11 protein-coding genes are annotated in these 14,861 nt (G+C 69.0%); 3 read left to right on the forward strand and 8 right to left on the reverse strand.

What is annotated here, in order from left to right:
* Positions 1-27: 27 nt before the first annotated feature.
* The 6 genes from AC37TH_RS00660 to AC37TH_RS00685 form a co-directional block, all read right to left on the reverse strand.
* Positions 28-3,009 carry a glycoside hydrolase family 2 TIM barrel-domain containing protein gene (locus tag AC37TH_RS00660; protein WP_490762422.1) on the reverse strand — a complete coding sequence of 994 codons (2,982 nt, stop codon included), beginning with the start codon at positions 3,007-3,009 and terminating at the stop codon, positions 28-30.
* A 19-nt stretch (positions 3,010-3,028) separates the two neighbouring features.
* Positions 3,029-5,752, reverse strand: a complete 2,724-nt coding sequence (locus AC37TH_RS00665) for a glycoside hydrolase family 38 N-terminal domain-containing protein (protein WP_490762423.1) — start codon at positions 5,750-5,752, stop codon at positions 3,029-3,031.
* 68 nt (positions 5,753-5,820) lie between these two features.
* A complete protein-coding gene (locus AC37TH_RS00670) occupies positions 5,821-6,678 on the reverse strand; it encodes a carbohydrate ABC transporter permease (RefSeq protein ID WP_490762424.1) in 858 nt (285 codons plus the stop codon).
* Positions 6,675-7,619: a carbohydrate ABC transporter permease gene (locus AC37TH_RS00675; RefSeq protein WP_490762425.1), complete on the reverse strand. Its 945-nt coding sequence runs from the start codon at positions 7,617-7,619 to the stop codon at positions 6,675-6,677. Before AC37TH_RS00675 ends, AC37TH_RS00670 begins: the two co-directional genes overlap by 4 nt.
* Before the next feature lie 7 nt (positions 7,620-7,626).
* Positions 7,627-8,967, reverse strand: coding sequence for an ABC transporter substrate-binding protein (locus tag AC37TH_RS00680; protein WP_490762426.1), 1,341 nt, complete (start codon positions 8,965-8,967; stop codon positions 7,627-7,629).
* 187 nt (positions 8,968-9,154) lie between these two features.
* Positions 9,155-10,396 carry an ROK family protein gene (locus AC37TH_RS00685; protein ID WP_490762427.1) on the reverse strand — a complete coding sequence of 414 codons (1,242 nt, stop codon included), beginning with the start codon at positions 10,394-10,396 and terminating at the stop codon, positions 9,155-9,157.
* Between the two features lie 110 nt (positions 10,397-10,506).
* Between AC37TH_RS00685 and AC37TH_RS00690 the strand changes: the two genes are divergently transcribed.
* A complete protein-coding gene (locus tag AC37TH_RS00690; protein ID WP_490762428.1) occupies positions 10,507-10,998 on the forward strand; it encodes a hypothetical protein in 492 nt (163 codons plus the stop codon).
* Positions 10,999-11,011: 13 nt separating this feature from the next.
* Here the strand turns inward: AC37TH_RS00690 and AC37TH_RS00695 are convergent, their stop codons facing one another.
* Complete coding sequence (locus AC37TH_RS00695) at positions 11,012-13,621, reverse strand: winged helix-turn-helix domain-containing protein (protein ID WP_490762429.1); 2,610 nt, start codon at positions 13,619-13,621, stop codon at positions 11,012-11,014.
* Between the two features lie 156 nt (positions 13,622-13,777).
* On the opposite strand from AC37TH_RS00695, the gene AC37TH_RS00700 reads away from it, so the two are divergent.
* Together AC37TH_RS00700 and AC37TH_RS00705 are read left to right on the forward strand one after the other, a co-directional pair.
* Positions 13,778-13,990, forward strand: coding sequence for a DUF8691 family protein (locus AC37TH_RS00700; protein WP_490762430.1), 213 nt, complete (start codon positions 13,778-13,780; stop codon positions 13,988-13,990).
* Between the two features lie 77 nt (positions 13,991-14,067).
* Entirely contained in the window at positions 14,068-14,595 is a 528-nt protein-coding gene (locus AC37TH_RS00705) for a DUF1269 domain-containing protein (RefSeq protein WP_490762431.1), read from the forward strand.
* Here AC37TH_RS00705 and AC37TH_RS00710 read toward each other — a convergent pair.
* Positions 14,577-14,840: a hypothetical protein gene (locus AC37TH_RS00710; RefSeq protein ID WP_490762432.1), complete on the reverse strand. Its 264-nt coding sequence runs from the start codon at positions 14,838-14,840 to the stop codon at positions 14,577-14,579. The two genes, AC37TH_RS00705 and AC37TH_RS00710, sit on opposite strands and share 19 nt — an antisense overlap.
* Between the last annotated feature and the right edge of the window lie 21 nt (positions 14,841-14,861).

Consider the following 14,861-nt stretch of genomic DNA (forward strand, 5'->3'; position numbering starts at 1 on the left):
CGTCAGCGTCTCTCGGACCGGCTCAGGTCACCGGCTGAACCGGAGCGCGATCGTCGCCGCCCTCGGCCTCAGAGTGAAGGCGGCCGCGACGTCCGGCCCGCAGGCGCGAGAGCCGAGGCCGTGCTGGGCCGCATCCAGGATGAGGTGAGTCGCGGACGACGCGGGGAGCTCGTGCGGGTGCGCAGCCGCCGCGATCTCCTGCGGCGTGTGACGGGAGAGCGTGAAACCGGGCAGCCGGCCGTCGGCTTCCGGATGCGTGGTCAGCGCGAGAACCGTGGTGTCGCCGCTCCTGAGCGCCAGCTGCCGGATCGCCGAGCGGTGGCCGGTCTCCTGCGGGCGTGCGTACGGCACGCCGAGCTGGTCGATCGTCGCCGTGAACCGACCGACGCGCGCGGCGTGGATGCTGTCCGGATACGACTCCAGCGGCCCCAGACCGAACCAGGATGCGCCATCGACAGGCTCCGCCGAGTCCGCGACGGTGAATCGCACGCCGATCCGGGGGAGCACCGTGAGCCACCCGCGAGACGGCTCGATGCTGATGTGCAGGTCCAGGTCGTCGCCCGCGAGCGTCCACGTCGTCTCGACGGTCATGGAGAGTGCCGAGTCGGCGGCGGCGACACGAGTGCGCGTGCGGAGCCCGCCCGGCGCCTCCTGCACGGCGACAACGCGCTGGGTCAGCCGGTCGAGTCCCTGGCGTCGCCACAGCGCAGCGTTCGAGACGCCAGGAATGCTCGCGTCGCTCCCGTCGACCTCGTCCGAGCCGCCCTCGTCGTTGTCCGTCGGCGCCCGGAACAGCTCCAGCCGTGGTCCGGCGACCGGGCGTCCGGCCAGGCGCACGAGGACACCGGACTCGAAGTCCGCGATGCCCAGGCGGCCTGTCCCCGTGCCATCGACCCACCTCGACACCCGTCGAACGGATGCGCGAGGAACGGCGAGGGAGCGATCCTGCTGGATGCTCGCCACCAGATGACCTGCCGGCGCCCAGGTGGTCGCTTCGGCGGTCACCGCCTCCACGGTCAGCCACGTCTCCGCACCGGCGGCCACGGGGACGAAGGGCAGGGGCAGTCTGGCGCTTCCTCCGGCGGGCACGGCCGCGGCCTCCAGGGTGCCGGAGCCGACGACCAGGCCATCGTGCTCCACCCGCCAGCGCAGGGCGAGGTCGGAGGTGTCCGCCGTGTGCCTGCTGTTCTCCACGACCAGTCCGTCGCCGTCGAACCTGAAACGCAGAGGTTGGACGACCGCCTTGAACTCGTGCAGGCTCGGCATGGGCTCATCGTTCGAGAGCACCATCCCGTCCATCACGAAGTTGCCGTCGTGGACGACCTCGCCGAAGTCGCCGCCGTACGCGTAGAAGGGCGTGCCATCCGGAGTGGTCGCCAGGATTCCGTGGTCGCGCCACTCCCAGACGAACCCGCCGTGCAGACGCGGGAAGCGGCGGGTCAGTTCCTCGTACTGGTCGAGCGCGCCGGGGCCGTTGCCCATCGCGTGCGCGTACTCGCAGAGCACGAACGGCTTCGTCCGCTGCCGTGCACCCTCGGCGGGCGTCGCCCCGAACAGCGGGGCGAGCGAGCCGTCCGTGCCGATCGCGGTGGTCTCGGCGATCGATGGGTACATCCGTGAGTACACGTCGGTGTACTCGCCGGTGTAGTCGCCCTCGTAGTGCACCGGGCGCTCTGGATCGCGCCCGTGCACCCAGTCCGCCATCGCGGCGAGGTTGGCACCGGTGCCCGCCTCGTTGCCGAGCGACCACATCACGATGCTCGGGTGGTTCTTGTCGCGCTCGACGGTGCGCTCGATGCGATCGAGGTACGCCCCCCGCCAGCGCGGGTCGTCGCTGGGCGTCAGCACTCGGCCGCCGCGCTCTGGGCTGATCGACTCGAAGCCGTGGGTTTCGAGGTCGCACTTGAGGACCACCCAGAAGCCGAGCTCGTCGGCGAGGTCGAGCAGGCGCGGGTGCGGCGGGTAGTGGCTGGTGCGGATGGCGTTGACGTTGAACCGCTTCATCCTGGCGAGGTCGGCACGGGCGTGCTCCTCGTCGAAGACACGGCCACGAACCGGATGCGTCTCGTGCCGATTCATCCCGTGGAACACCACCCGACGGCCGTTCACGAGGAACCGGTCACCCCGGATCTCGACCGTGCGGAAGCCGACGCGCTGCGACACGGTCTCTCCCTGCGCGGTCACCGTCACGTCGTAGAGCCGTGGCGTCTCCGCCGACCACGGTTCCACCGCATCCACGGTCACCGGCTGCACGTCGGCCGCGCTCGCCCAGACCTCCTCAACGCCGAGCTCCGGAATGCGCAGCGTGACGGGGAAGGCCGCTGCGTCCGCCACGATCTCCGCCTCGACCGTGCCGACGCCGCGGGCGAACCCGGTGCGCAGCCAGACATCCTCGAGGCCGTCGGCCGGACGGGCTTCGAGCGTCACATCCCGGAAGATGCCCGGCAGCCACCACTGATCCTGGTCTTCGAGGTAGCTGGCGGGCGACCACTGGTGCACTCGGACGACGAGGGTGTTGGTCCCCCGGCTCAGCGCTTCCGTGACGTCGAACTCCTGGGCGAGACGCGACCCGGTGCCGACGCCGATCTCGCGGCCGTTCAGCCACACCTTGTACGTCGACTCCACGCCGTCGAAGCGGAGAGAGGCACGGGCCCGGTCCGGCCACGCGCCCGGCCACTCGAAGGAGCGACGGTAGTCGCCGGTCGGGTTCTCATCCGGCGCGTGCGGCGGATCGATCGGGAACGGGTACTGCACGTTCGTGTAGATCGGCCTGCCGTACGCGCCGTCGCCTTCGAGCACCCAGTGCGACGGGACAGGGATGCTGTCCCAGCCCGCGTCGCCGAAGTCCACCTCGGCGATGTCCTCTGCCGCCGGCGCGGACGGCGAGAGCCGGAACCGCCAGTCGCCGTTCAGAGACAGCCTGGGGGCGTCGCTGTGCAGCCAGGAGCGCGCCGGACGGCGGGCGCCGTGGCCGGGTGCGGTGTCGGAGAGGTACGACGGAGTGGTCATGCTGCTGCTTTCGCTCTGGCTAGCGGAGGACGACGGTGCGGATCTCCCAGGCGCCGAGCGTGAACTCGAGCGATCCAGGGGCCGCGATGGTGGAGAGCGGTCGGCCGAGCAGGTCGACCTGGACCGCCTCGGCGAAGTCGCCGGTCAGCAACGGCGTCGCGCCGCGGTCCGACATGGCGACGAGACGCACCTCGGTTCCAGCACGGCCGTCGGTCGTGACCCGGCGGATGCTCGTGACCAGGACGCCGGCGCCGTCCACTCGGAGACCGGCCACGGTGCGGGGCAGCGGGCCGTCGGCGGAAGCGGTGCCGCGCGTGACGAGCAGGTCGGTGCGGAAGTCCTCGGCGAGGGCGACCGCGTCGGCGCCCTGCCACCCGGCGGCGGACGGCACGATGGCGAACCGGTTCTGGATGCGGACCCCGAGGTCCTGAGCGCCGGGCGCCGCGATCTCGCTGGCGGCGGGCTCGTCGCGCAGCGGGTGGATGTTGACGCTGATCGACCCGATCGCGCGCAGCAGCGTGATGGCCAGCTCGGTGCCGTCGCCGACGACCTCGTATTCGGTGGCGTTGTCGACGAGCACGGTCGCGGATCCCGCCGACACGAACTCACTGGCGGGGAAGGTGGGGAGGGGGAACTCACCCCAGCCGCCCTCGGCGGCCAACCCGCGCTCGGTGACCGAGAACTGCCCGGACGAGGCGGAGACGGCCACCCGCTCCGGCAGCGGCAGCTGGAACCGGAGGCGGTGGTCGGCCGACTGGTTGAGGAACGAGGTGGAGACGCGAACGAACGGCTCACCCGCGCGCACCTCGACGATGGTCTCGACGGGGGTCGACACGGTGTCGCCGGACCGGACATCCCGGTCGGAAGTCAGCGCTGCCGGCCACTCGTACACACGGGTGACCAGCAGTCGGGAGCGCAGCGGACCGGCCTCCAGGGTCTCCAGCGACACGGAGACGGGCTCGGAGATGAGCGTGTCCTGTGCGGGCGGGGCGTAGTTGTAGCTGTCTCCGCGGTCTCCGCCGTCGACGAGGCGTCCGACCCCGCGCAGCAGGGTGCCGTCCGCTCCGGCGATGTCCAGCGTTCCGTCGTCGGCGACCGTCACCGAAACGATTCCGTTGCCCAGCGTCCTGCCGGTGCAGGTCGCCGGTGCCGCGGTGGTCGCGGCGTCTTCGGGGGCGCGCTCCTCCAGACGGAACGACGTGAGACCGGACGCGGGAACGTCGACGGCGACGAGCGCTGTCGCCCTGGCCTCCTCGACGGTCAGCACGCGCCACTCCCCCGGAGTCGCCGCCGCGGCCGCTGCGACCTCCTTGCGGAGCGTCAGCAGGTCGAACTCGTCGGTGTTCGGGACCTCCGCCAGGTGGAAGACGAGCGACCCGGAGGTGAGCTCGTAGTGGTCGATCAGCCGGCCGAAGAGCTCACGCCGATGGATGCGCCGCAGCACCCGCTCGAGCTGCGTCGCGTCCATCAACTCGTCGCTGAGCACCGTGGGCGCCTCGGAGGTGAGCTGGACGGGACGCGCGATCCCGTCGTCGGCGACCGCCGTGAGCACAGTCCCGGCGGCCGGGGCGAGCACGTCGAGCTCCACCACGGCCGTGCGCGGCGCCGGGAGCGGGTTCGCGACCAGGTAGGCGTTGCTCGGCACCAGGCTCGCCGGCACGGCGAGTGCCGCATCCCGGACGGCGCGTGCCGTCTGCGCAGCTTCGGCGAGGCGCGCCTCGACCTGGTCGGACGTCTCGTCCGTGCCGGAGCCGACCACCGAGTCGTGTGCGGTCGACTCGATGATCTTGTGCCAGGCGAGGGAGAGGAACGGCGCATCGTCGCTCCGCGCCCACAGTGCACCGGCCCGCTCCGCCTGCGCGATCGTTCGCTCTGCCGCTGCCATCCGCTGCTTCAACGCCAGCCGCACCGACAGCACACCGGGCAGAATGTTGCCGCGCACATGGCTGCGCAGCTCCCCGGTGACGACAGCGGAGACGTCGTCGCGGACGTGGTCGCGGATGTACTCGTCGAGGGTGGCGATCGTGATGGCGCGCTCCTCGCTGGACGCGCGGCGCAGCCAGTCGGCGAGGCGCGGATCCGGAGCGTTGTGGTCGGTGCCCGCCATCGCGAGCACCGGGTCGTCTCCCCAGCGGTCGGCCGTCATCTCCGCGTAGTCGCCGAGTGCCCGGCCGATCTGCTCCGGCACGAGCAGCACATCCAGGCCGTTGTCGTAGCCGTCGAACAAGAACTCCGTGCGCACCTCGGAGCCGTCGGGCGCACGCCAACGGAAGGCGTGCCCCTCGATCGCGCCAGGCACTCCCCGCCACAGGGCCGCGTGTTCGATCCCGGCCCTCGCCAGGATCTGCGGCATCTGCGCGACGTGCCCGAACATGTCCGGCAAGTAGCCGATCGGCATGGAGCCGCCCAGGGACTCGGCCGCGGCCCAGCCCATCTGCAGGTTACGCACGATCGTCTCGCCGGAGCAGAGGAACTCGTCGAGCAGGATCAGCCATGGCCCGATGGCCAGCTGCCCGTTCGCGACGAGGGCAGCGATCCTGTCGCGGTTCTCCGGCCGCATCTCGAGGTAGTCCTCGATCGCCGCCATCTGGCCGTCGACCGTGAACCGGAAGTCCCTGTCGGTCTCCGCGGTGGCGATCACCGTGTCGAGGGCGGTGACGAGCCGGTGCCGGAAGACCTGGAAAGGCTCGTACCATTCCCTGTCCCAGTGGAAATGGGGCACGAAGACGGCGGAGTTCTGCATGGAGGGGACGTACTTTCTGAGTCGGGGAGGGTGGAGCGGCGTGCGGGTGGAGCGCGGCGGTCAGCTCGTCATTTAAGCGAGCCGGCGGCCAGGCCCGTGCGCCAGAACCGCTGGAGCAGGATGAACAGGATGATGACCGGGATGATCGACACGAGCGAGCCGGTGATGACAGATCCCTGCAACAGCGACACCCGGGCGGTCTGGCCGTTCCACTCGTAGAGGCCGAGCGTGATCGGGAAGAGCGACTCCTTCTGCAGCATCACCATCGGCAGGAAGAAGTTGTTCCAGATCCCGACGAACTGGAAGAGGAAGATCGTCACCAGCGACGGCGTCATGAGTTTGAAGGCGACGGAGAAGAATGTGCGGAACTCGCCGGCGCCGTCGAGGCGGGCGGACTCCAGCAGCTCCTCCGGCACCGCTGCCGAGGCGAAGATGCGCGCGAGATAAACGCCGAATGGGCTGACGATGCTCGGCAGCAGCACCGCCCAGTACGTGTTGACGATCCCTGTCGCCGAGAACAGCAGGAACAGCGGGAGCGCGAGCGCGGTCGTCGGAACGAGCACGCCGCCGAGGATGACCGAGAACAGGACCTCGCGTCCGCGGAACCGGAACTTCGCGAGCGCGTAGCCGCAGAGCGCCGAGATGAGCGTGCCGATGGCGGCGCCGAACACCGCATAGATCACGCTGTTCACCGCCCACTGCCCGAAGATCCCGTTGCTGCGACTGAACAGCGTGTTCAGGTTCGCGAACAGATCGAAATGCGAGAACCAGAGACCGAACGTGGACGCGAGGTCCCCCTGCGGCTTGGTGGCCGCCACGATGAGGAAGTAGATGGGGAGCAGGAAGTAGATCGCCAGCAGGAACATCAGGGCCATCGCCCCCGTCCTGCTGAGCAGTTTCTCCCGGCTTGCCTGCGCTGTGCTCACAGTCCGGCCTTCCTCGACGTCAGGCGCATGAAGCCGAAGCTCAGCACGAAAGTGATCAGCGCGATCACGACGGAGATCGCCGCTGCCTGCTGGTAGTTGTTCCCGGAGGCGACGGCGTACGCCAGCATGTTGGGGGTGAAGGTGCTCGAGATGTTCGAGGAGATCTGGCGAAGCACGGCAGGCTCGGCGAAGAGCTGCAGGGTTCCGATGATCGAGAACACCGTGGTGAGGATGATCGACGGCGCGATGATCGGCACCTTGATCTGCCAGGCGATCGTCCAGTTGGAAGCGCCGTCGAGCTTGGCGGCCTCGTACAGCTCCTGCGGGATGGACTGCAGCGCCGAGAACATGATCAGCATGTTGTAACCGGTCCACAGCCAGGTGGACACGTTCGCCGTCGACCACAGGATGGCACCAGGGCCGAGGAAGTCGGGCTGGAGTCCGACGGCCTTGAGCAGGTCGACGACCGGGCTGAGCTGCGGGGAGTAGAGGAACGACCACATGATCGCGGCGATGACGCCCGGCACCGCATACGGCATGAACGCCGAGATGCGGAAGAAGGACTTCAGCTTGAGCAGTGGGGTGTCGAGCAGCAGCGCCATGACGAGCGAGATGAGCAGCATGAGCGGCACCTGGACGATGCCGAAAAGGCCGATCCGGCCGATGCTCGCCCAGAACTCGGTGTTCTGGAACACCTGCACGTACTGCTCGAAACCGCCGAACGTCGTGTACGCGACTCCGTACTGTCCGCCGGAGCGCCGAACGACGAGGAAGCTCTGCCAGATGGCGTAACAGACCGGCACCAGGTAGAAGAGCACGAACGGCAGGAAGAACGGGAGGAGGAAGGCGACGATGGTGCGGGCCCCAGGGCCGCCGCCGCTACGGCGACGACCCAGGGGTACTGCGACAGCGCGAGGCGCGCGGGTTGCGATCTCGGTCATGCGGGGATTACTTGGCCGCCGTCGCCGGGATGGCCTGGTCCTTCAGCGACTTCAGCGCTGCGGCCTGGGCCGCGCCGAGGGCGTCGGTGAGGGTGCCGCTTCCGGCGGTGGCCTTGGCCATCGAGTCCTGGAGGGCGAGGTTCACGGTCTTCTGGGTGGGGCCCCAGGTGAAGCTCGTGTCGATGTTCTTCGACGACTCCGCGAAGACGTCGAAGATCTTCTCGTTGTTGTAGTACGGGACGCCTTCGGACAGCGCGGGCAGCTTCGAGCCTGCGAGCGCTGCCGGGTAGAGGCCCCCGAGCTTGTTCTCCAGCGCCAGTGCCTCCGGGTCGCTGTTGAGCCACTCGTTGAACTCGACGGACTCGTAGAGGTGCGTGTTTCCCTTCATGAACGCGACGGTCGATCCGCCCCAGTCGCCGGAGGCGGGGCTGCTGCCCCAGGTCGGCATCGGGACGATGGACCACTTGCCGGCCTGGTCTGGCAGGTTGTCGCGGAACATGCTGTAGCCCCACGCAGCGCCGACGTAGCTGGCGATCTGGTTCTGCTGGTAGGCGGCGTACATCGGGGTGGAGCCGTTGGCCAGGTCGCTGCGGACGAGCTTGGCGTCGATCAGCTTCTGCCAATAGTCGGCGACCTGCTTGCTCTTGTCGTTGTCGACGGACACGTGCCACTTGTCGCCGGAGTATTTGTACATCTCTGCGCTGTTCTGCCAGAGCAGACCGTTGAACCACTCGGCGTTGTTCGGGTCGAAGAATGTGATGCTGAGGTTCGGGTCTGCGGCGTGCAGCTTCTGCGCGTCGGCCGCGTACTCGTCCCACGTCTTCGGGATCTCGAGGCCGTGTTGGGCGAAGATGTCGCTGCGCACGTAGAGGGCCATGGGGCCGGTGTCCTGCGGGAAGGCGAAGACGCCGGTGCCGCCGAAGCTGGCCTGCGACCAGGTCCACGGCACGAACTTCGACTTGGCGGCGACGGCCGCCTTGCACGCCGAGACGTCGACGAACGCGTCCTGTGTCCGCAGATCGGGGAGCTCGTCGTAGCCGACCTGCGCGAGTTCGGGCGCCTTGCCTGCCTTCAGCGCGTTGCCGATGGTGCCGTACTGGTCGTTGGAGATGTTCTTGGTCTGGACCTGGACATCCGGGTGCTTGGAGTTCCAAAGGTCGACGACCTTGTCCATGCCGGGCACGGTGTTCCAGTACTGCAGGGTGACCTTGCCTTTCGACGGCTCGCAGGATGCTGCGGACGAGCCTTCCGTGGGGGCGGAGGAGGAGCAACCGGCCAGGACAGCGATGCTGGCGACGGCGGCGATGACGGCGCCCGCGAGGCGGGTGCGCGTGCTTCTGGTACTCATGTTTTCCTTCCGGGGCCGTCTGCGGCAGCGCAAAACGGGTCGACTTTGACAGGGAGGCAGGGGGTGCTGCCTTCAGGTTGGAATGGATGCGATACGACGTCCCGGCAGGGTTCCGGGTGTCGAGCTGAATTAGCAAATCATATTTTCTAATTCAGCGCAACACGAGAATGCACGACTGCGCGAGCGTTCAGTCCGCGGTCAGCAGGAGAGCGGACGGACGCGGCGAGAACGCGTTGTCGAGGACCAGCGTCGCCGCGCCGACGGCGGCGACATCCACGGGAATTGTCGACTGGACGAACCGCACAGGATGCTCGGCAATGAGCGCGGGATCCGACCGGACCGCATCCGGGAGCGCTGCGAGGATGGCGGCGGAGACCGGCCCCCAGAACGGCCCGCCGAAGATCACCTCGTCAATGTCGAGGAGGTTCACGATCACCACGATCGAGCGCGCCAGCGCCCGCGCCGTGTCGTCGAGGATGATGCCCACGCGTTCGTCGCCACGCGCACCGAGCGTCGCCAGCCGCGTGAACGCGGCATCCACGTCGTCCATGTCGTCGAGACTGCCAGCTTCGGCGGCAGTCAGCACCCCGTCCAGCACCGCCCGTTCGACCAGGGCGCGGGGAACCGTGATGTACCCGACGCAGCCGCGCCGCCCGCAGGTGCAGACAGGGCCGGTGGGGTCGACGGTGATGTGCCCGGCGTCTCCGGCGTTCGAGCTGATGCCGCGCACGACCTCACCGGAGACGGCGATCCCGGTGCCGAGGCCGGTACCGTAGTACATGAAGGCGAAGTCTCTGCTGCTGCCAGGCTCCGCGAACCAGAGCTCGGCCACCACGGCCGCCGTCGTGTCCTTCTCCAGCAGCACGGGCAGTCCCGTCGCCTCGCCGAGGGCGCGCCGCAGAGGGACGAGGTGCCAGTTGGGCATCATCGGCGGGTTCAGCACGATGCCGTCGTCCACGTTGACCGGACCCGGAGACGCGATCCCGATGCCCAGGATGCGGGTGCGATCCACCCCGGACCGGTCGATGAGCACCTCGACTGCGTCCGCCATCTCGGAAATGACCGCTCTCGGATCGCCGGCCGTCGGGGTGCCGGTGCGGGAATGGTCGCGGACCTCCCCCGACAGATCGACCAGGACGTAAGTGACGGCTGCCGGGTCGATGTGGACGCCGACGGCGAACCCGCCGCTCGGGTTCAGTTTCACCACCGCCGCCGGTTTCCCCGGCCCGGTGATGCGTGTGCCGTGCTCCTCAACGAGCCCGGCGTCGAGCAGCCGCCTGCACACCTTGGTGACGGTCATCCCACTCAACGCGGTCAGGCCGGCGAGCTCGGACCGTGTGATCCCCTCCGGCCGCCTCCGGATGGCGTCGAGCACGACCGCCTGGTTGTACTCCCCCACCGCCGGAAGGTTGGTGCCTGTGCGATCCACCGACCACCCCTCTCGTTCGACGGCGTACCCCGAAAGCCTACTCACGGTCGGTGGATGACTTCGTCCGCCACCCCTAGCAACCGCGCACCGCGCGCGTACGATGACCCGACATGAACGCAACCGGATGGATCGTCCTGATCGTCGTCGTCATCGTCGTGATCGCACTGATCGTCGTGATCGCCATGACCGTCGGGCGGCGGCGGAAGCAGGAAGCCGACAGGCATCGTGCTGAGGAGCTTCGCGTGGCAGCACGCGATGACGACCTCGCAGCCAGGGAACGGGAGGCGAAGGCCTCCCGTGCAGAGGCGGATGCGAAGGCGGCCGAAGTCGAGGCGGAGCGCAGACGCCGGGAGGCGGAGGCGCACGCCGCCGAAGCCCGCGACGCCCGCTCCTCCGTCGACGAGAAGCTGACGCGCGCCGACGAGGTCGACCCCGACGTCCGCACCGACCGCAGCGACCGTGCCGACCGCACGGACCGCACCGCGCCGGCCGGCGGCACGGCTCCGGCCGGCGGCACCGCCGACGGCGTCCGAGCCGAACCGCGCCACAGCGAACCGCGCATCGACACCGGCGGCCCCGGTCCGGACTCCGCTCCGAGATAGCCGGCCGACGCGCTTACCGCGCGCCTTCGACCACCACGGCCGTCCTGTCGATCAGGCCCAACTGCGTCGCCCTCGCGATCGCGTCCCGACGATTCGCGACGCCCAGCTTGCGGTAGATGTGCGCCATGTGGGTCTTGATCGTGTTCACCGAGACGACGAACCTGGCGGCCAGCTCGTTGTTCGTCAGCCGGGTGGGGAGCAGGGTGATCAGGTCCAGTTCGCGGTTGGTGAACTCGCCGACCTGGTCGAGCCGGTCGGGCCCCTCCAGCTGGTCGGCGGCGATCGCGAGCACCGCACGGGACGTGGAATGGAGCGCGCCGTCCGCGAGCATCCCCATCCTCCGGATGACGACCCCGCCCGCCTGCAGGAAGACGGTGACGAGCCCGTCCTGCTCTGCGACATCCAACGCTTCGGCGAGCAGGCCGTCCGCTCGTTCGTCGCGTCCGACCGCTGCGGCACACCACGATTCCAGGATGAGCGCCCTGACCCTGCCGAGCGGTTCATCGGCATCCGGGAGGTCGGTGAGGCGCCGCAGATACTCCCTGGCGACCTCCGGATGGCCGACGGTGAGTTCTGCCGCCGCCTCCTCGAACGCCACGGAGGTGGTGGTCGCTCCCGCGTCGCTGTGCAGTCGCCTCGCGCTGTCCGGTGCGCCGTTCAGCCGGAGGGAACGGCTCTGCCGCGCGAGCAGCCGGTCCGCGACGATGGGCGGCATCGGACCGGTCGGCGACCCGGGAATCCTGCCGCCCTCCACCAGATCGCTCACCTCGCAGATCACGGCGAAGGCGACCCAGGAGAGCTGGTGGCGACCGTTCGCCTCGGCACGGACGACGCCCTCCCGATACTCGATGCCCGCCCTGTCGAACTGCGCCCGCTCGATCGCGACGATGGACAGGGCGAGATGTGCCTCCGCCGTCGCCGCGTGCCGCCAGTTGTTCGTCTCGCGGGCGACGGCGAGCGCTTCACCGGCGACGTCGACGGCGTCGTGGGTGCGCCCGCACCAGGCGTCAAGGAGGGCGAGAGAGCCGAGGACCGAGACCCGCCAGATGGAGTGACCTGCCCCGTCCGTCTCACGGGCCTCGGTGAGCCAGCGCCGGGCGCTCGGAAGATCACCGGCCAGAAAATGGGCTCGGCCCAGCGAGAGCATCGCGATCGTGGTCATCGCTGCCGTGTCCGGAAGGTGATCGGGAGTGACGGAGTCGCCGAGCAGCGCGACCGACGAGAGTGCCCGCTCGCCCCACACCATCGCGGCGTGCGGCCGGTGGCCCCAGTGCACCAGGGCCGCGAGGAAGGTCTGCGCGCACGCCGTCTCGAACAGGGAGCTCTCCGGTCCTGCGACGATGGCGCGCAACCGGTCCTCCGCCAGGGCGGCGTCGCCGCTCATCCCGGTGAGGATTCCTCGCAGGAGCTGCACATCGACACGGTCGGCGAGCACCGGCGCAGGGAGGGCGTTCATCCACCGCATCACCGTGCCGACCTCCCCCGCCTCGATCGCGGCGACGGCGTTCAACAGGATCACGTCGATGGCCCTGTCCCACTCGTGCGCGCGCAAGAGGTATTCGATCGCCCGCTCGTCGTCGCCGTGCGCCCGATGCCAGGCGGCAGCCCGGATGAGGATCCGCGCTTCGGCGGCCGGGACCTCCGACCGCATCCGGTAGCGGAGGAGATCGCGGAAGAGCTGATGGAATCGGAACCACTCGCGCGAATCGTGCAGTGGCACCAGGAACATGGAGTGGTGCTCGAGCCTGGCCAGCAGGTCGGGGCCGGACTGTCCGAGATCGAGCTCGGAGATGAGCTCTGCGTTGAAATGGTCGAGCGCGCAGAGCCCGAAGAGGGTCTCGCGGTCCGGTGCGGGCAGCGCATCCAGGACCTCGCCGGTGAGGTAGTCGGCGACGAGCCGGTCCGAACCGCCGAACTCGGCGATGAACCGCGCGGGGTCCTGGCGGAGCCGCAAGGTCATCGCGGCCATCTGGATCCCGGCCACCCACCCCTCCGTGCGATCCAGCAGGGTCGCCAGGCTTGCTCTGTCCAGTTCGTGCCCGGCGATCGCCGACACGAGCTCTGCCGACTCGTCGAACGACATCGCGAAGGCGGCCTGCCGGAGTTCGGGGACCTCGTAGCGCAGCCGGACCCTGCTCCACGCCACCGGGGAGTCGGAGCGGCTGGAGATCAGCAGGTGGATGTTCGGCGGCAGCAGTTCGACGATGTCGCCCAGCACGGTCAGCATCCCCTGATCGGTCAGATGGTGGAGATCCTCCAGGATGATCACGGTCTCGATCGCCGCGCTCAGCTTCGGGATCAGCGCGGAGACGAACTCACGGCCGAACGGGGTCCCCGCCCCGAGCACGATGGACCCGAGGTCGCCGCACGCCGGGTTGCTCCCGACGAGCGCGTCCACGAGATGAGCCCCGAAGACCGTCGGGTCGTCATCGGCTTCGACGACGTCGACCCAGGTGGCGCAGACCTCGGGATGCGACTCGACCCACTGGCTCAGCAGCACCGATTTTCCGGACCCGGCCTGAGCGACCAGGAGGGTCAGAGGCCGCGCTAGCGCCACGTCGAGGTGGTGAAGCAACTGCGGCCGGTCGACCGCATACGCAGGTATGTATTGCCCTCCCAGCATGGCGCCGCCCTCCAGAGGATGTGCTCAGTGTGACACGCTGCGGCCGTCTCGGCTAGGTACCGCATCACCCTCCAGGGATGATGACGCGAGGGCGCGACGCGCGGAACATGAGTGGGAACATGACGGTTCCCGGCACAACCGGGGGGAGGTTCGGCCGTGCATCCCGAAGTCTTCGAGATCGTGGTGAAGGGAACGCTGAGCGCACCCCTGGTCGCGGCGCTCGACGGCTTCGCGGTCAGCCGGGTCGAGAGCGGCAACACCCATCTGGTCGGCGAGGTCCCCGATCAGGCGCGGCTGCAGGGGATCCTCGAACTGCTGCGCGACCTGACTGTGGAGCTGGTATCGGTGAACAGGGTCGATCAGAACTGAGCCGGATCATCCTGCGCGGGTGATGCACGAGCGCCCCGCCGGGCTCGATGCTTCTGGGAAGAGACGGGAGCACGAGCATGTCTGATCAGCCTTACGTGGCGATTGCCGCGCAGTACGCCGGCGAGGAAGAAGCGGTCGCCGACTTCGACAGGATCCACGAGCATTTCAAGGACGCGGGAAAGCATGCGTCCTTCGATGCCGCCGTGGTCGTGCGGGACAAGGAGGGCAAGGTCTCCATCCCGAAACGCGACGACAAGGCCAAGCATCACGGCGGACGAAAAGGCCTGGCCATCGGTCTCGCCAGCGGGGTCGTCGTCGCGCTCTTCCCCGCGGTCGCCCTAGGTGGCGCCCTGCTGGCGGCCGGAGGCACGGGTGCGGGGATCGGGGCCCTGGCCGGGCACATCTCCAACAACACGTCCGCAGACGATCTGAAGACCATCAGCGAGACACTGAATGCGGGGAGCGCCGGGATCGTGGTCGTCGTCGACCCGGCCACCGCGGATGAGGTCATTGCGCTGCTGACCCACGCCACCGGTGTCACAAAGAAGGAGATCACCGTCGATGACGAGAAGCTGGACAACGAGGTTCAGGACGCGTTCGAGTAGGTCGCTTCCGCCGCTCGGAGATCACTCGGCTCGACAGCCGACCGGGCGGCGGTTCCCTGTTCCCGGCGACGATGCCGGGCAGCGAGCAGCGCCCCGATCGAGACCGCTGCCGCGACGAGCGCCACCACTGCGTCGACGATCCGCACGGCTTCGCGGTCGCCGGAGGGCGAGGTGAGCAGGAGGACGGCAGCGGTCACAGCGACCGCGGCCGCGAACCCGGCCACCGAACGAAGACTCTGCTCCATCACTCACCTGACCGGGTCCGC

This window comes from Leifsonia sp. McL0627 (assembly GCF_058244615.1).